The sequence below is a fragment of the Shewanella aegiceratis genome (assembly GCF_019457495.1).
GTDB classification, from domain to species: domain Bacteria; phylum Pseudomonadota; class Gammaproteobacteria; order Enterobacterales; family Shewanellaceae; genus Shewanella; species Shewanella loihica.
Genome location: NZ_CP080416.1, coordinates 496,870 through 513,941, shown reverse-complemented (window position 1 = coordinate 513,941; position 17,072 = coordinate 496,870). Strand labels below are relative to the sequence as shown.

At 57.4% G+C, this 17,072-nt stretch carries 13 protein-coding genes; 7 read left to right on the top strand and 6 right to left on the bottom strand.

The window, feature by feature from the left end:
• Positions 1 to 61 precede the first annotated feature (61 nt).
• From K0H80_RS02360 to K0H80_RS02350, 3 genes are all read left to right on the top strand, one after another.
• Entirely contained in the window at positions 62 to 472 is a 411-nt protein-coding gene (locus tag K0H80_RS02360) for a c-type cytochrome domain-containing protein (protein WP_220072953.1), read from the top strand.
• 163 nt (positions 473 to 635) lie between these two features.
• Positions 636 to 1,031 carry a hypothetical protein gene (locus K0H80_RS02355; protein WP_220072952.1) on the top strand — a complete coding sequence of 132 codons (396 nt, stop codon included), beginning with the start codon at positions 636 to 638 and terminating at the stop codon, positions 1,029 to 1,031.
• Between the two features lie 52 nt (positions 1,032 to 1,083).
• Positions 1,084 to 1,467, top strand: coding sequence for a DUF6677 family protein (locus K0H80_RS02350; RefSeq protein ID WP_220072951.1), 384 nt, complete (start codon positions 1,084 to 1,086; stop codon positions 1,465 to 1,467).
• A gap of 118 nt (positions 1,468 to 1,585) precedes the next feature.
• Here the strand turns inward: K0H80_RS02350 and K0H80_RS02345 are convergent, their stop codons facing one another.
• Positions 1,586 to 1,894 (bottom strand): hypothetical protein, encoded by a 309-nt coding sequence (locus tag K0H80_RS02345; RefSeq protein WP_223294754.1) that lies wholly within the window; start codon positions 1,892 to 1,894, stop codon positions 1,586 to 1,588.
• Between the two features lie 309 nt (positions 1,895 to 2,203).
• On the opposite strand from K0H80_RS02345, the gene K0H80_RS02340 reads away from it, so the two are divergent.
• Both K0H80_RS02340 and K0H80_RS02335 read left to right on the top strand, forming a co-directional pair.
• A complete protein-coding gene (locus K0H80_RS02340) occupies positions 2,204 to 2,509 on the top strand; it encodes a hypothetical protein (RefSeq protein WP_220072950.1) in 306 nt (101 codons plus the stop codon).
• A 244-nt stretch (positions 2,510 to 2,753) separates the two neighbouring features.
• Positions 2,754 to 3,008, top strand: coding sequence for a hypothetical protein (locus tag K0H80_RS02335; RefSeq protein WP_220072949.1), 255 nt, complete (start codon positions 2,754 to 2,756; stop codon positions 3,006 to 3,008).
• 72 nt (positions 3,009 to 3,080) lie between these two features.
• Here K0H80_RS02335 and K0H80_RS02330 read toward each other — a convergent pair whose 3' ends face one another.
• The 3 genes from K0H80_RS02330 to K0H80_RS02320 all read right to left on the bottom strand — a co-directional run bounded on the left by K0H80_RS02330 (position 3,081) and on the right by K0H80_RS02320 (position 11,025).
• Complete coding sequence (locus K0H80_RS02330) at positions 3,081 to 5,480, bottom strand: zinc-dependent metalloprotease (RefSeq protein WP_220072948.1); 2,400 nt, start codon at positions 5,478 to 5,480, stop codon at positions 3,081 to 3,083.
• 217 nt (positions 5,481 to 5,697) lie between these two features.
• On the bottom strand, positions 5,698 to 9,390 hold the full coding sequence (locus K0H80_RS02325; protein ID WP_011864265.1) for a response regulator: 3,693 nt from the start codon (positions 9,388 to 9,390) through the stop codon (positions 5,698 to 5,700).
• A 240-nt stretch (positions 9,391 to 9,630) separates the two neighbouring features.
• Positions 9,631 to 11,025 carry a PhoH family protein gene (locus K0H80_RS02320; RefSeq protein WP_144199915.1) on the bottom strand — a complete coding sequence of 465 codons (1,395 nt, stop codon included), beginning with the start codon at positions 11,023 to 11,025 and terminating at the stop codon, positions 9,631 to 9,633.
• Positions 11,026 to 11,390: 365 nt separating this feature from the next.
• Between K0H80_RS02320 and rapA the strand changes: the two genes are divergently transcribed.
• Positions 11,391 to 14,297: an RNA polymerase-associated protein RapA gene (rapA, locus tag K0H80_RS02315; protein WP_220072947.1), complete on the top strand. Its 2,907-nt coding sequence runs from the start codon at positions 11,391 to 11,393 to the stop codon at positions 14,295 to 14,297.
• A 135-nt stretch (positions 14,298 to 14,432) separates the two neighbouring features.
• Positions 14,433 to 15,317 carry a DUF3530 family protein gene (locus K0H80_RS02310; protein ID WP_220072946.1) on the top strand — a complete coding sequence of 295 codons (885 nt, stop codon included), beginning with the start codon at positions 14,433 to 14,435 and terminating at the stop codon, positions 15,315 to 15,317.
• Positions 15,318 to 15,328: 11 nt separating this feature from the next.
• Here the strand turns inward: K0H80_RS02310 and K0H80_RS02305 are convergent, their stop codons facing one another.
• Together K0H80_RS02305 and K0H80_RS02300 are read right to left on the bottom strand one after the other, a co-directional pair.
• Positions 15,329 to 15,826, bottom strand: coding sequence for a YqhA family protein (locus K0H80_RS02305; RefSeq protein WP_220072945.1), 498 nt, complete (start codon positions 15,824 to 15,826; stop codon positions 15,329 to 15,331).
• 171 nt (positions 15,827 to 15,997) lie between these two features.
• A complete protein-coding gene (locus K0H80_RS02300; RefSeq protein WP_220072944.1) occupies positions 15,998 to 16,807 on the bottom strand; it encodes a crotonase/enoyl-CoA hydratase family protein in 810 nt (269 codons plus the stop codon).
• Positions 16,808 to 17,072: the final 265 nt, after the last annotated feature.

The window sequence follows — 17,072 nt, the reverse complement described above, 5'->3', positions numbered from 1 at the left end:
GATTAGGCGCGGCGGGACTATACTTAAACCGTACATATTACAAGGTTATTGGGAGGATACTATGTATGCTCATCACTCCATCGACAGGCGCCTGTTACTGGTGGCAGCATTGGCCGCCACGGCGCTACTGGGCTGTGAGCGGCCGGTGAGCTTCTCATCCGAAGTACAGCCCATACTCAACGCCTCCTGCATCAGCTGTCATTCGGGTGCAGGCGAAGGCATGGCAAAAACCCATCTGGCACTGGATAGCTATCAGGGCGTGATGCGCGGTACCCAGCTTGGCCCCGTCGTGGTCCCCGGCAGCGCCGCCTCCAGCACCCTCTATCTGGCGATCGATCATAAGGTCGACAGCAAGATCCAGATGCCGCCCCACCACAGTGATAAATTTGCGCAAGGCGAAGGAAAGCCCCTCAGCAGCGAGCAGATCGCCCTCATCAAGCGTTGGATAGATGAAGGCGCGAAACAGAACTAAGATTCCACCTGCTGACCACCGCCCCGAGGCGGTGGTTTTTTTCTGCTTCACAAATAAACAGCGCGGGTGTAGCTTGCATAAAAATTAATCCATAAGGCTAAACAGGCCCAAAAGAGCTGTTATTATCAGACTCACTTATAGGCCACTTATGTTGGACACGCCCATGGCTCGTCTGTTTTTGCTCACCCTATTTGCAGCCAGCCTGCTCATCACCGGAATACTGTCCGGCTGCGCCAATCATCACGGCCAGGCCCAAGATCCGTCCCAGTCTCAGGCTCTGGCTCTGGCTCAATCTCGTCTCCAGGCACAGCAGCAAGAGTTAGGGGCCATGGTGCAGGCGCTGCAGCAGGCGATCGCCAGCCCATCGCCCGAGCAGCTAGAGGTGATCGCCCGCTACGGCACGGATTCGCGCTACTATGTGATGGTGCGTGGCTGGCTGGCGCAGGAGCTGAGTGGCATAGAGAGTCAGCTCGCCGCCCATGGCGACAGGGCGCCCGAGACAATGCGGGCCAAGGCCGAACACCTCAGGGCCGCCATCAGGCGCATCGACCTGGAATAATTCAGCCGCTAATGTGTAGAGGCTGAAACCAAACAACTCAGAAGCGAACATTATGAATAAAGCCATCATAGCCACCCTGCTTTCGGCCTTCGTCTGCCCGGGGTCGGGCCACTTCTACCTCAAGCGCTATAACGCCGGGACACTGATCTCCTGCATCAGCCTGAGCGGCCTTGCCTACCTGCTATATCAGGCGGTCAACCGCGCCGTGACGGTATCGGACCAGATACTGTCGGGAGAGCTGCCGCTGGACTATGGCGCCATCTATGCCGCCATCAGCCAGGCGCCACAGGGCGGCGAGGCCTTCTGGATCGAGGCCGCCACCTGGGCCTTCATCCTCGGCTGGCTCATCGGCATCATAGACGCCTATCGCCAGGGTAGAAAGTTGATGCGCCAGGAGGCGCTGCAAGACGAAACGCACGCCGAGGCTAACCGCTAAGGTTCAAGAGACTGGCTCAAATGACCGACTCAAATCCTTAGCTAACTCTGCAAAACAACCGCAAAAACAGCCATAAAAAAAGGAGCCTAAGCGGCTCCTTCACAAGATCAAAAATGCTTTAGCTCTGTTTCCTGGCCGCTTCCGTGCGCGAGAAATCGTGCTGAGTCGTTCTCGGCTCAAGCTCAGTTTCATCGGCGGGAGGATTGTCAGCGAAGCGATACTCACTGTTGGCGGCGGTCGTCTTGGAAAAATCATGACGACTGCTTGAACGCTGCACCTGATCCAGCTGCGCACTTGGGTTGTTGGCAAAGAGATAATCGGCTCTTGCCGCGGCGGTCTTTGAGAAATCCGGTCTCTCGGCAAACGCCTGGGTAGTAAGTAGTAGAGAGGCTAAAGCTAAGGTCGTGCTGGCTAACAACTTCATCATGTACTCCAATCTTATTGACCACAATTAGCTAACAAAGATACTAACCTAAACCCCACATTTTTTGAACAAGATCACAGTAAGGCTTGCAAATTGTTACACTTTTTGCGTGGCAAGCCACCCAGCAGCAAATTTGCTATTTGGGTGATTTGCTGGGTAAACTGACTTGGTTGCAGCGGCCCCCAAGTCTATTTGCATGGCAAGTGCGCAATGCACAGCAAATATGGCAAGTCGGGCAGATATGGCTAGCAAGACCCAATGACGCGTTACGGATAACCCTTAGCCCCAGGCTAAGCAGACAAGGAAACAAACATGTCGCACCTGATCAAACTGGCGGCCCTGGTGGCTGCGCTCTACTTTGGCTACCAACACTGGTTTGCCCCCTACCCGCTACAAACCTATCGCCTCACCTCTGTGCCCGTGAGCCTCAAGCTGTTGCCGGATCCTAAGGTGCTGCACAAGCAAAACACCCAGGTGGAATTCGAGTCCCTCAATACCCAGAAAAAAGCCGATGACAAGCTCACCATGTTCGTGATGACCTTCAAGTCGTCGATGGAACGCTTCGAGCCAGAAGACTTGGAGTTCTTACCCAAGGGTCTGTTTATCTTTCAGGTTTAATTTCTGTTCAATCTAAACGCGTTTTGTACACGGCGAGAGCCATGTAGCATAGTGGTGCTATGCGAGTGGCGAACAACAAAGTACAAGATGTGTTTAGATGAACCCTAGGGGCAGCGTTTGTAGGCGATTTTTACTGCGTTATTGCCTGTTTATGTAGAGTAACTACACCTCACAGGCTCTGCCTTGTATAAACCGCCTACACACTGCTGCAGAAATAAACAGGAAAGGTCAACAGACCCTTTAGATGGACAAATACACCAGCATGGCGGGGCCTGAAGTGGCCGCCATTCTCGAGGAGTTGATCCTCAGCAAGGGCTATATCAACACCAATGGCATGCGCGGCTACGAAGTTGAGATGCGTCTTCCCAAGGACGATACCCGCATGCTGCAACACATCTATATCATCGACGACCACCTACTGCTGTTGATGGCCAGCTATCAGTCCAGCCGTGAAGAGCAGACCGCCCGCAACTTCCTCGATTCGGTGCAGCGTCTCTAGCCCGCCGGCTCGGGCAAATTTAGACCATAAAAAAGCCCCGCGATGCGGGGCTTTTAGCTAATGTAACAGAGCTTAAATCGGCGAACCCGGCGGCATGGCCAACGGCTTGTGGATCAGCTTGTACTTGCTGTCCTTCAGCCCCTTCTCCAGGCCATCGAGCAGCCACTGATAGTGGGCCGCCTCATAGTCGCTGCTGCGCTTCACCAGTCGGCTGAGCTGCTTCTGAGCAAAAGCCAGACGGCCCGCCAGCTGCGCCTTCACCTCGGGCGAACTCGCCCCGTCGTGGTAGCTAGCCAACAGGGCGTCGAGCACCACGGCGTTGACCCGCATCCATACCCCCTGGCTTGGGCCGTTAGGGGCATCGGCAAACACTGTTTTGGCCAGCAGCTTGTTTACCAGAGTGACGACGGAGAGCTGCTCCTTGTCGGCAAAGTAGCCCTGATTGACGCGATTTAGTCGCATCGGCTGCAGCAGCTGCCCACAGGTGTGACGACTCAGCACCTCGGCCATGCCGATAGGGTCGATCACCACGCCGGTGGCGCTATCGAAGCTTTCGCGGGTGGCGCCATAGTTGCCCGACTTAGGCACCAGGGCATCGGTCACCTTGGTTGGCAGCGCCAGGGCATCCACGCTCAGGCCCTGCAGCAGGCTCTCCAGGGCATTCTTTTGCAGCTCAGGCGCCATATAATGCCAGCTACGCCCGCCCTCCTGGGTGGAATAGGTATAGTCGGTGCCGCCGATAAACTTGGCCGCGGCTTCTATCTGATAGCGGGTTAGCAGATAGATGGGGACGAAGGCGTCGCGCAGCTCGCCATAGGGCTGGCCTTTCAGCAAGGCGGCATCGCTAAAGCCGTCGATGGCCGCCTCACGCACCTTGGCCAGGCGGCTCAGCTCGGCCACAGGATCCTGGCCATTGTCCCAAAGACTGGCGTAGGCATGGCTGGCACCGGCGCGGCGCGAATCTGCCTCGCCGATATATCTCAGCCCCTGACGCTCCACCGCCTGCATCAGCTCAGTCAGCTTAGCCTGTTGATCTTCCGGGCTAAACTGACCATAGCCATAGGCTACGGTAAACTTGTCCCAGGCGCCGACACCTTCATCATAGGGGGCGGAGATATCTATCTTGTCGCCCTTGAGGGTCGCCTTTGGATGCGGGTAATCCATCACAGAGGCGTTATCGTTACTCGACGCCGCAAAGTTATGATCCAGGCCTAAGGTGTGGCCCACCTCATGGGCCGACAGCTGGCGAATACGCGCCAGGGAGAGCTCCGTCACCGCCTGGGCGGCCGCCTCCCTGTCTTGCCAGCCTGCGGTGAGGCCGCGGGCGATGAGGTGATCTTGCCTGACGCGCTGACTGCCCAGGGTCACATGGCCCTTGATGATCTCACCTGTGCGGGGATCGGCGATGGCGCTACCGTAAGACCAGCCGCGAGTCGCCCTGTGTACCCACTGGATCACGTTGTAGCGAATGTCCTGAGGGTCGGCATCTTCCGGCAGCAGCTCTACCTTGAAGCCGTTGATGAAGCCCGCCTCGTTGAAGGCGGTCTCCCACCAGCGAGCGCCCTCTAGCAGGGCGCTACGAATAGGCTCGGGCACACCGGGATCCAGATAGTAGATGATAGGTTCCACCACCTCACTGGGTGCATCGCCCGGGACGACCTTCTGCAGGCGGTGACGCAGCAGATGACGCTGCACTATGTCTTTGTCGATTGGCGCGCCGTAATCCAGATACTCGTCAGACAGGTAACCACTGTTGGGGTGATAGGCCCGTGGCTGGTAGTTGTCGTCCGGCAGCTCGACGAAAGAGTAGCGCATCCGCAGCGACATCTGTTTGCCGTCTGGGGTGACCTCGGCCACCTGAGGCCCAGCCTTGGCGCCCTTGAAGGTAAGCAGCACGTCGACATCGCTGTTACGCTCGAAGGATTTCACTCCCTGAGGCAGGATGAGCGAGGTCTCTTTATCCAGCTGATAATGGCCTTGTTTGGTCTGCTCTAGGGTGTCGGCTATGCCGTGCAGGTCGCGCAGTACCAGGTCGTTGATCGATACCAGCGCCTGCTTGCCCTCCAGCACCTTGCCGCGCCAAAGCACAGATTCGGCGAAGGCCTCTTTGACTGCCCGCTGCTCGGCGCCGTTATCTGTGGTCGCCCGGTAGCGGGTGTTAAGCTGTTTCAAAATGAGATAGGGGCCGTGGCGCTCAAACTGCACCAGGCGGGTCATCCCCAGCTGGCCGCGATCCAGGCCGATATCGTTAGAGCCCACGCCATGGGGTAGGCTGGTGACCAGCAAGAAAGGCTGATTGAGGCAGGTCGCCTCCAGGTAGAGATCGCCCGAGCCTTGCTGATAGAAGAGGTTGATAAAGCCTTTAGCGGCCTGGCTGCTCTTGATCACCTTAGCGCTATTTTCGACGGCGAGCAGGGGGCCAGTCGGGACCAGAATGAGGGCAAGGGCCAGCGCGAGTGTAGAGGGTCTCATGTTATCTCCTTGCTGAGACTTTTAATGGGAGACTGAGTTGTTCAAATATTATGCGTCTCGTGAATATCAGTCACTTAGCTTAACAGGTCTCAATTCAGGCTCAAGTGCAAATAATTCACGCCGTATCATTAGCCTCTCCGCCTTGTTAGCCAGCGGAGCGATAGGCACAAAAAAGGGGCCTGGGCCCCTTCTGTTCTCTCACATGCGCATTGTCTGATTAGTGACGCACTATCCACTGGGCCAGGGTGTCGAACAGCTCGTTGAGCACGATAGGCTTAGTGATGTGGGCGTTCATGCCCGCCGCCAGACTCTTCTCGCGATCCCCCGACATGGCGTGGGCCGTCATGGCGATCACCGGCAGCTCCTCCTTGGTGTAGCGCTTACGCAGCTCCTTGGTGGCCGTCAGACCGTCCATCACTGGCATCTGAATATCCATCAGCACGGCGTCGTACTGCTTGGCGTCCACCATATCCAGGGCCACCTGACCATTCTCGGCCACGTCCACCTCGTAACCTGCACTCTTGAGCAGCTCGGTCGCCACCTGCTGGTTGATGAAGTTGTCTTCCACCAGCAGGATCTGCCCTGTGCCCGTGGCGTTGCCTTCCACCGGCAGCGCGGCCGCCGGATTGATCTTAGGCTTGTCGATGAAGGCGGCGATGATCTCGTCGAACAGGGCCGAGGCCTTGAACGGCTTCTGCAACATGGCGTAGATGTCGAGATCGTCCAGATCTTCCTTGAGCGGCTCCGAGGCGTAGGCGGTCATCATGATGATCACCGGGCGCTTCTCCAGGCGGCCGTCGGCCACCATGGCGTCCAGCGCCTTGATCACCTCGACCCCATCCATCTCTGGCATCATCCAGTCCAGCAGCAGGAGATCCACCGGCCTGTGTTCCAGCTTGTATAGCGCCTCGGCGCCGTTGGATGCGGTGTCCACGTCGAAGTGGAAGTCGCGCATGGCGGTAGAATAGATCTGCAGCGCCGTGGGGTTGTCGTCCACCACCAGCGTCTTCAGGTTGCCGATCACCTCGGGCACGATAAGCGGCTTCACCTCGGCCTCTTCGGCGATCTCGAAGCTGATGGTGAAGCTAAAGGTACTGCCGACCCCCAGTTCACTCTGTACCTGCATGGTGCCACCCATCATGGAGACCAGATGTTTACTGATAGAGAGACCCAGACCCGTACCGCCATACTTGCGGGTGGTCGAACCGTCGGCCTGGGCGAAGGCGTCGAACAGGCTCTCCTGCTGCTCCTTGCTGATCCCTATGCCGGTGTCGCGCACCCAGAACTTGAGGGTGATGCGATGATCCCGCTCGCCCACGTCTTCACAGCCCAGCTCGATCTCGCCGCTCTGGGTAAACTTCACTGCGTTGCTGAGCATGTTGATCAGCACCTGACCCAGACGCAGGGGATCTCCTTCGAGGATAAGCCCGGCGGTGACCGGCGCGTACAGCAGCAGCTCGACCCCCTTCTCCTGCGCCTTGAGGGCGTTGAGATCCAGGGCGTGATCCAGCACCTTATCCAGCGGGAAGGCAACCCGTTCCAGCTCAAGCTTACCGGCCTCGATCTTGGAGAAGTCGAGGATATCGTTGATGATGCGCAGCAGTGACTGGGCCGAGAAGCCCGCCTTGTCGAGGTAATCCGCCTGCTGCGGCGTCAACTGAGTCCGGCTGGCCAGCTGCAACATACCGATAATGGCGTTCATCGGCGTGCGGATCTCGTGACTCATGTTGGCCAGGAACTCACTCTTATAGAGGTTGGCCGATTCGGCGTCCTGCTTGGCTTCCAGCAGCGCCACCTCGTTGCTCTTATGGCGGGTAATATCCTTGTGGGTACCCACCATACGCTTAGGCTGATTGTCCGAGGTGAACTCCACCACACGGCCACGGCTGAGCACCCAGTGGTACATGCCGCTCTTGCCACGCATACGAAATTCGACGTCGTAGGCGCCGATAGGATCCGCCAGGTATTGCTCGCGATACTCCTGTACCCGGATACGATCGTCCGGATGCACCAACTCGTCTATGGTAGAGACCAGGGCCGGGAATTCGTTGCTCTTATAGCCGAGCATAGAGTAGTAGGCCGGGTTACAGATGATCTGCTCCGAGTCCAGATACCAGTCCCACAGGCCATCTTCTACCGCGTCCATCGCTAGGTGATAACGCTCCTCCGACAGCCTGAGCTGCTCGGCAGATTCATACTCTCTGGTCACGTCACGCCACACGGCAATCAGGCCCAGCAGCTCGCCGCGGCGGTTATAGAAAGGCAGCTTGAGGGTATCGAGCAGCACAGGCTTGCCCGCAAGCTCCACCTTCTCCTGATAGCGCAGCGGCGTCCGCTCGGACAGCACCCGCTCATCCTCGGCGCGGATCCGCATCGACTGCTCGTTGCTGGTCATGGTCTGGGAATCCTGGCCTATCATCTCGCTCTCGGTATAACCCAGCATGCGCTCGGCTGACTTGTTACAGCCCAGGTATTTACCCTCTTTATCCTTGAAGATGATCGCCTCTGGGATGGAATCCAACAGGGATCGCAACAGGGCGTATTCCCGCTCGCGCCGCTCCGTGGTCTCCTTGAGACGCTCGGTACGCCGAGCCACCAGGTTATCCAGGCGACGGTTCTGCTCCGCTAGGTGACGGGTATATTGCTGGTTCTCTTCGAAGATGCGACTCACCAGCTGGAACCAGGGCTCCCAGCCCTGGGTGATCTTGGCCGGTGGCTTGCGCGGCTCCTGAGAGCAACCCTCCAGGTGCGATAGCAGACGCGACGCCGGGTTAACGAAGGAGCGGCGGGTCTGCCAGTGCACTATGGTCACCAACACAGACAGGGCGATCACCACCAACAGGAAGGTCAGCTCAAGCTTCTCCCAGGAATCCTTAAACAGCTCGTTCTCATCCTGCAGATAGAGCAGGCGCCAGGGGGCGTTTTGCAGCGCCACCGAGTGGATATAGTAGCCGTTGCGCATGATCCCCTCGTGGGCATCGAACAGCTCAGACTCGGGCACCGAGTGCAGCGCCGAGGGGATCTTCTGGCTGATGTGGAAGACGCGGTTGATGTCGGCGGCGTCAATATCGCTGTGAGAGAGAATGTTGTTCTGCTGATCCAGCAGGATTACCGTGCCCGGCATCTTGAAGTAGAGGCGGATCTGCTTATCCAGTGAGGAGAGGGTCATGTCCAGGTTGATGGAGCCGATAAACTCATCTTCCAGATAAATGGGCACACCCACAGTGGTCAACAGCCCCTTGCCATTGGGCTCCACATAGGCCGGGCTCCAGGCCACGCTGCGCTGTGGGTTCATCGCCGGGGTGACCAGCTGGAACTGCTGCTTCTTCAGCAGCTCGTCGCGAAAACGCTGTTCGTCCGAGGGCCAGGGGTAGTAAGACATCATCCGATGTTTGGAAATGTAGTAGATAGAGGAGGCCTTGGGCGCCGCCTGTCTGGCGACCGGGAAGGAGAGGGAGAGCTCGAACAGCATCTCCAGCTCCTGATAAAACTTGTCGCTGCGGCCATTGAGCGAGCCCGCACCCGTGATCCGTCCCATGTTGGTGAAGGGCTTGCCGCTCTGGGCATAGCTGGGCTCAAGAGTAAAGAACTGGCCGCTCTCGTTAAACTTCTCATACTGGGGCAGACGGTCGGTACGCACCAGCTCGCCCAGACGCAGGTGATCCACCGCCACGTTGCGCAGGCTCTTCACCGCGCGGATACTGGATTCCAACAGGAGGTCGATCTGCAACACGTGACGCTCGACCAGCTCTTCGCGCTGATCCATCATCTGGGTCTTTTGACGCTCGAAGAAGATCCAGGCCGTCAGCAACGCCATGATGATCACGCCGATATAGGTATAGAAAACCGCGCGATTGTAGTTTTTTTGAATCGGAGACTTAAGCTGTAAGTCCGGCTCTGTCGACTTCATTGATTACCTTTGAAAACAAGCATCTGCCCTTGGACTAACCCGGGGCGGCGCATCATATTCTGCATATAGTATCAGGAAGCCAGCCCAATGGAATACAAAGGGGAGTCGCTTTTGCCAGAATGATCTCAGTCGTCAGGCTGGCACCGGGCCGGCGCATTGGCGCAGACCCACAAGATCGCCCTTACTTTAGACAAAAGACTCCGCCAGGGAGTCTTTTGCCGTCGGTGGCCGCCTAAGCGGTTAGAGGTTTTCCTCGGCAAACTCTGCCAGGCGAGAGCGCACCACGCCGTTGAGGTAGACATTGGCACTGCCATCGAAGTTTTTAAAGCGCTCGACGATATAGGTGAGTCCCGAGGTCACCGCTGTCAGATAGTTAGAATCGATCTGCGCCAGGTTGCCGCTACAGATCAGCTTAGTCCCCTCACCCATACGGGTGATCATCGTCTTGATCTGCGAGGCGGTCAGGTTTTGACACTCATCCAGCAACACCACAGAGTTCTGTATCGAACGTCCACGCATGAAGTTGATCGACTTAAACTGAATGTTGGCCTTGTCCATGATGTAGTTCATGCTGCCGCTGGGGTTAACATCGTGCTTGTGCAGCACCTCCAGGGTATCGGTAATGGCCGCCAGCCAGGGCGCCATCTTCTCCTCCTCTGTGCCAGGTAGGAAGCCGATAGACTCGGCGATCTCCGGCGTGTTACGGGTCACGATAACTTTATCGTAGAGGCCGCGCTCCACCACCATCTCCAGGGCCGCCGCCATAGCCAGTAGCGTCTTACCACAGCCGGCGGGGCCGGTGAGGATCACCAGATCGATATCGGGATCCAGCAGCGCCTGCATCGCCATCCCCTGGTAGACATTCTTGGGCTTGATGCCCCAGGCATCGAGGTTAAGCAGACGGTCGCGGCCGAGATCCAATATCTCCAGCTCTTCGTCGTTGTTGCTCAGTACCCGGCCGCAGAAGTTGGAGTCTTCGTCGATAAGGTATTGGTTGGTATAGAAGTTCTCTTCACCCACCTCCTTAACTGGCACTCTGTGTACCGTATGACGCCCCTGGGTCTCGGTATTGACATGTTCCTTGCGCGCCCAGAAATCGCCCTCAAACTGGTGGAAGCCTTTGGTGAGGAAGCGAATGTCGTCGATCAGCTGGTCGGTGCGATAGTCTTCGACCAGATTGATACCGGCGCCCTTGGCCTTGAGACGCATGTTGATATCTTTGGTCACCAGCACCACATGGCGTGGGGCAAACTGATTCTGCAGATGCAGGGCGGTGTTGATGATGCGGTTGTCGTTGTTGTCGCCGGGCAGGGATGCCTGGGTAAATTCGAGTTGATGGTCGGGGAAGATAGAGAGGGAACCTACTGCGTCACCGTGTCCTTCGCGTTTGGGCAAGGGCACCCCGCTGACAATCTCTTCTGGGGTGGTCTGCCCGCCGAGTATGTCTTCCAATGCGCGAATGGCGACTCGGGCATCTCGGCTAACATCTCGTTTCCTGTCTTTGATCTGGTCCAACTCTTCAAGGACAGTCATGGGGACTACGACATCATGCTCCTTAAACGAATAGATGGCTAAGGGTTCATGCAGTAACACATTGGTATCCAGTACAAACAACTTCTTGTCGTCTTGTTCCATGGCGCCTCCACTTGTGCGTAGGGTGTTATATTTGTAGTCAAGCGAGCTGAGCGGGTAATTAGCCTCCTTCTCTGTCAGTATAGTGACGCGCAACAAAGCACTTAGGGATTAAATCCATACTGACACCAAAATCTCACGGCTTCAACGGAAACTTGTCCAGAAAATCGCCCGACCCAATTCGAGACTGGTGGCCTAAAATGACATTAAGATGACAAGGCGGGCGGCGGCCGATCTGATTGGATAATTTGTAATCTAATTAGTATTTTTAACGAGGCAATTACGGGTCAGATATGTTCGACATCATAGTCTCGATTGGATAACATACGCGCCCTTTCGTGATTCACCCTGTAGATGAGAATTTGTAAATGCCCTTTTCCTTAGGTCAACGTTGGATTAGTGATACCGAATCGGAACTCGGTTTAGGTACTGTCATTGGACTCGAAGGCCGTATGGTCACCCTGATGTTCCCCGCCACTGACGAAAACCGCATGTTTGCCCGCGACGATGCCCCGCTAACCCGAGTGATCTATAACCCCGGCGATATCATTGAGAGTCACGAAGGATGGAGTCTCAAGGTCAGCGAGATCGAAGAGAAGAACCAGCTGGTGATCTACCACGGTATCCACACCGAGACCGGCGAAGAGGTCAGCCTCAGAGAGACGCTGCTTAACCACAATATTCGTTTCAACAAGCCCCAAGACAGGCTGTTTGCCGGCCAGATCGATCGTCTGGACAGATTCGGCGTGCGCTATCAGAGCCAGCTGCTGCGTCATAAGCTGGCCACCTCAGATCTGCTGGGCCTACAGGGTCCCCGCGTCGGCCTGATCCCCCATCAGCAGTGGATCGCCCATGAAGTGGGCCAACGCTTCGCACCGCGCGTCCTGTTAGCGGACGAGGTGGGCCTGGGTAAGACCATCGAAGCCGGCCTGATCATCCACCAGCAGCTGCTGACCGGCCGCGCCGAGCGTATCCTGATCATAGTGCCAGACACCCTACGCCATCAGTGGTTGGTGGAGATGCTGCGCCGTTTCAACCTGCGCTTCTCGGTGTTCGATGAAGACAGATGCGTCGAGGCCTACGCCGATCACGACAACCCCTTCTACACAGAGCAGCTGGTGATCTGTTCACTCGAGCTGCTGCGTAAGAAGAAGCGCCTGGACCAGGCCCTGGATGCCGACTGGGATCTCATGGTAGTCGACGAGGCCCACCACTTGGAGTGGACCGAAGAGGAACCGAGCCGCGCCTATCGCGTGGTAGAGGCCCTGAGTGAAGTGGTGCCCGGCGTGCTGCTACTGACGGCTACCCCGGATCAGCTGGGCCACCAGAGCCACTTCGCCCGTCTGCGCCTGCTGGATCCAGACCGTTTCTACGACTATCAGGCCTTCCTCAAAGAGGAGGAGAGCTATAAAGAGGTAGCCAGCGCCGCCGATGCCCTGGCCAGCGGTAAGCGTCTGCCCGACGAGGCCGTTGCCAGCCTAACCGAGCTGCTCAACGAGAAAGATATCACCCCGGCGCTGCGTCTGATTGAAGATGAGAGCGTCGATAACGAACAACGCGACCAGGCCCGCAGCGAGCTGCTGCAGGAGCTGTTAGACAGACACGGCACCGGCCGTGTGCTCTATCGCAACAGCCGCGCCTCGGTGAAAGGCTTCCCGACCCGTATCTTCAACGCACACCCACAGACTATGCCGGCTCAGTATGAGACCGCCGCCAGGGTGTCAGACATGATGGGTGGCCAGACAGATCTGACCGCCAAGGTGAAACAGGCCCTGAGCCCAGAGAAGCTGTATCAGGCCTTCGAGAGCGATAGCGCCAGTTGGTGGAAGTTCGATCCTAGGGTCGACTGGTTGATCGATTTCCTCAAAAACCATCGCAGCAAGAAGGTGCTGATCATCGCCAGCCAGGCAGAGACCGCCCTGAGCCTGGAAGAAGCGCTGCGTACCCGTGAAGGTATTCAGGCCACCGTCTTCCACGAAGGCATGTCTATCATAGAGCGCGACAAGGCCGGCGCCTACTTCGCCCAGGAAAGCGGCGGCGCCCAGGCGCTGATCTGTAGTGAGATCGGCTCGGAAGGTCGTAACTTCCAGTTTGCCAGCCACCTGGTGCTGTTCGACCTGCCGCTGAATCCGGATCTGCTGGAGCAGCGCATCGGCCGTCTGGACCGTATCGGTCAGGCCAACGATGTCGAGATCCATCTGCCTTACCTGGCCAACACGGCCCAGGAAAACCTGATGAACTGGTACCACAAGGGACTGAACGCCTTCGAGCAGACCTGCCCTACCGGCCATATTCTGTTTAACGAGTTTTCCGAGGAGCTGCTGACCCAGCTGGTCTACCGCGACGAAGACAAGTTCACCCAGCTGCTCAACCACACCCAGAGCCGCTACAAGGCGCTGAAGAAGGCGATGGAACAGGGCCGCGACAAGCTGCTGGAGATCAACTCCCATGGCGGCGACAAGGCGCAGAAGTTGGTGGAGAGTCTGGCGGCCCGCGATCAGGACACCCAGCTGATCGGCTCTGTGATCCGCCTGTGGGATATCATAGGCGTCGAGCAGGAAGACAGCGGCGAGAATGCCATAGTGTTGCACCCGAGCGAGCACATGATGTTCCCGACCTACCCGGGTCTGCCGGAAGATGGCATTACCGTCACCTTCGACCGCGAGATGGCGCTGTCACGCGACGATATCGCCCTGATCACCCAGGAGCACCCGCTGGTGCAGACGGGGCTGGATCTGATCACCTCTTCCGAGACAGGCACCACCAGCGTCGCCGTGCTCAAAAACAAGGCACTACCTGCGGGCACCATCTTCTTGGAGCTGATCTATATGGCCGATGCCTCGGCGCCGCGCTCGAGCCAGCTCTACCGCTACATGCCACCGACGCCAGTACGTGTGTTGCTGGACAAAAATGGTAACAACCTGTCGCAGAACGTCAGCTACGAGAGCTTCGACAAGCAGCTGAGCGCGGTCAACCGCCATATTGCCAGCAAGCTGGTGAACGCCTCGCAAACCCTGCTGCATCCACTGTTTGCCAAGGGGGAAGAGTTTGCCCAGGCGGCGATGAAACAGCTGACCGAAGAGGCCAGCAACAAGATGACCCAGCAGCTCACCGCAGAGCTGGAACGTCTGGAGGCCCTCAAGGCGGTCAATCCCAACATTCGTGACGAGGAGCTGGAACACCTGAGAAATCAGATGGTCGAGCTGGGCAACTACTTAGATGCCTGTCAGCTACAACTGGACGCCGTGCGTCTGGTGCTAGTCAGCCACGCCTAATCTGCCCTTAGCGCTACACCTCTTCCACTGGCACCGACCTCTAGTCGGTGCCAGCTTCTTCTGCATTTTGTCGCCAATGGCAAGCACTTAGGCTTATACTGACGCCATAGCCGAAGTAAACGCCCAATGACTTAGATGCCGATGACTCTACGCTCCACACAGCTTAGCCTTGCTCTACTCGCTCTGATGAGCCTGGCCCTAATTCCCGCTATTGCCATAGCCCAGCGCAGTACCACGCCAGAATATGATTACCTGCCGCCTGCAGAGGTGGCAAAGATCACCCTGGGCGATGCTGAACAAGCGGTATTGGTGCGTCCCTGGCAGGGGCGAAATCAATATGGTGCGGCAGTCTTGTTAGGAGATTTAGGCGAGGACGCCGACCCAGAGGGACTGCTGGCGTTTCTCAGGCGCGAGCTAACACCCAAGGGCTGGGCGACCCTCAGCATAGGCGCGCCTCAGGGCGCGGCGCAGCCTAACCATATTACCGACGCCGGTGAGATCCCTAAGCCGGGTGAGCAGCAGCTTAGCCAGAAGAGTAATCAGAGTCTGCCTAAATACAGCCAGGAAGAGTGGGCGGCGCTGCGGGAGCAACAGAAGACGGTGATGAGTCAGACCCTGGCTCAGCTCGACTCTCTCGGCAAGAGCTATCCAGGTAAACGCATACTGATCGTTACCGGCCAGAGCGCCGGCCTGATTATCGAGATGCTGACGGCCTCGGCGCTGCCGAGCCCAGATCTACTGGTGGTGATCAACCCTTATCTTGAACAGGATGAGGAGAATCGCGATCTGCCGGGCAAGCTGGCCAAGCTGGCGCTGCCGGTGCTGGATATTCAATCGCCGGACGGACTGCCCGCCTCGCTGGCGACCCAGAAGGCCCGCAAGGCCCTCTCCCCCATGGGGGAGCCGCTGCGGTATGAGCAGCAGCAATTGGCGTTAAACTTGGATCAGCCCAGCGCCTGGCAGGATGTGCTAACCCTGGTGCAGGGCTTCGCTCAGCGCATCCTGCGGGCCTATCCCTAAGGCTTAGAGGTTTACTTCTTGTCTTTACTCAGCATCAGGGCCAGGGCGATCAGCACGACGATGACGCCCATGTAGAGCAGCTCGAGCATTGAGGTGGGCTTCATCTCGGTAAAGTAAGAGAACACCTTGATGATCAACATCATGAGGATCACTTTACCCAGCTTGCTCTTGAGCGAGTCTATGCTGCTGATCACCAATATCTTACCGCCGGCGACACTGTCTTCCGCCGCCTGCAGGTTACTGATAAACAGCTCATACAGACCGAAGGCGAAGATGAGCAGTACAGATCCCAGCAGGAAGGTATCTAAGATCTCGACCACCACCATCACAAGATCGTTACGCACCTCGTAGCTGCCGGTCAGCACATAGTCCCACAGCAGGGCGACCATGTGGACCACGTCCTTCATCCCCATGATAAACACCACAAAGGCCGCCAGCACACAGGCAAACACCCCAATCATCACAGAGAGGCGGCTACTCCAGAGAAATCGTTCGAACCCTTGTCGCATTATCATGCTTTCCTTAATCAAAAATTTGGCAGCGGGATACTAGCGGGCCTCGGGGGCTTAGTCGCGCCTAGGGAGGCGGAGTGTGAAGCAGATCACATTGAAATTTACTTATGACTCATTCGCTTAGCGGCGACATCTCTATGTCGCCGACCTTAGCGATAAGGGTTCTGGTTAGCGCCACCAGGGCTGACGCGGCCGGTAGCACCGCTCGGGATCTTTGGTCTGACGCAGGGCGGCAATCACCCGGTTCTTACCCAGCAGCAGGCGTACCTGGCTCAGGGATTCCCGGGCCAGCAGGCTGCGCTCACCGGCGCGCCAACTCTTGTTAATGCTGAACTTGATCGCGGCGTTAGCATCGGGGGAGGTATTCGCCAGCCGTAAGGCCAGCGCCTCGGCGGCCTCGCGCGGCGCCTCACTCACCTGGGTCACCAAACCATAGGCCTTGGCCTGCTCGGCATCGATCACCTCGGCGGTCATGCTGAGCTGCATGGCCACATCCTTACCTACCAGCTCCCGCAGGCCGACCAGGCCAGCCATATCTGGCACCAGGCCCCACTTGGCCTCCATGATAGAGAGGCGGCAGTCTGGCGCGGCGATACGCATGTCGGCCCCCAAGGCTATCTGAGTGCCGCCGCCATAGCAGATCCCCTCGAGCACGCAGATCACTGGCACGGGCAGGCGGCGCCAGCCGATGGAGACCCGCTGCGCCAGGTTGGCATTGCCCGGCAGCCATTTAAACAGCAACTTAAACGCCTGCATGGGTGACTTCATCACGCTGGCCACATCCAGCCCGGAGCAGAAGTTGCCGCCACTGCCACTGAGGATCACCGCCCGCACGTCTCTGCGCCCGGCGATAACCTTCTGCACCTTCACGATAGAGTCGAACAGCGCATAGTTGAGGGCGTTGTACTTTTCCGGCCGTGACAGTTCTACCCAGGCGATGCCTTCGGCTATGGTCAGGGTGACGTGGGGATGTTGCATTCCTTTACTCCTCAATCGCTGCAGTTAAACTCTGCTACTGGTCAGTCCAGAAGGAATGTAACACATTTGGCAAATATCCCTAAAAGATATAACATAAGTCCGTTTTTTGACTGGCGTCAAAATATTGCCACTTAAGAGTTTACGGTTGTTAATCAAGCTGATAGATAATAACCTTTGGGCAAAGCTTGTCATTTACCTGCACCGACATACCCGGCGACCCGGCCTGGATGCCTGGGATTGGGGTAGATGCCCCGGCAAAGAGACC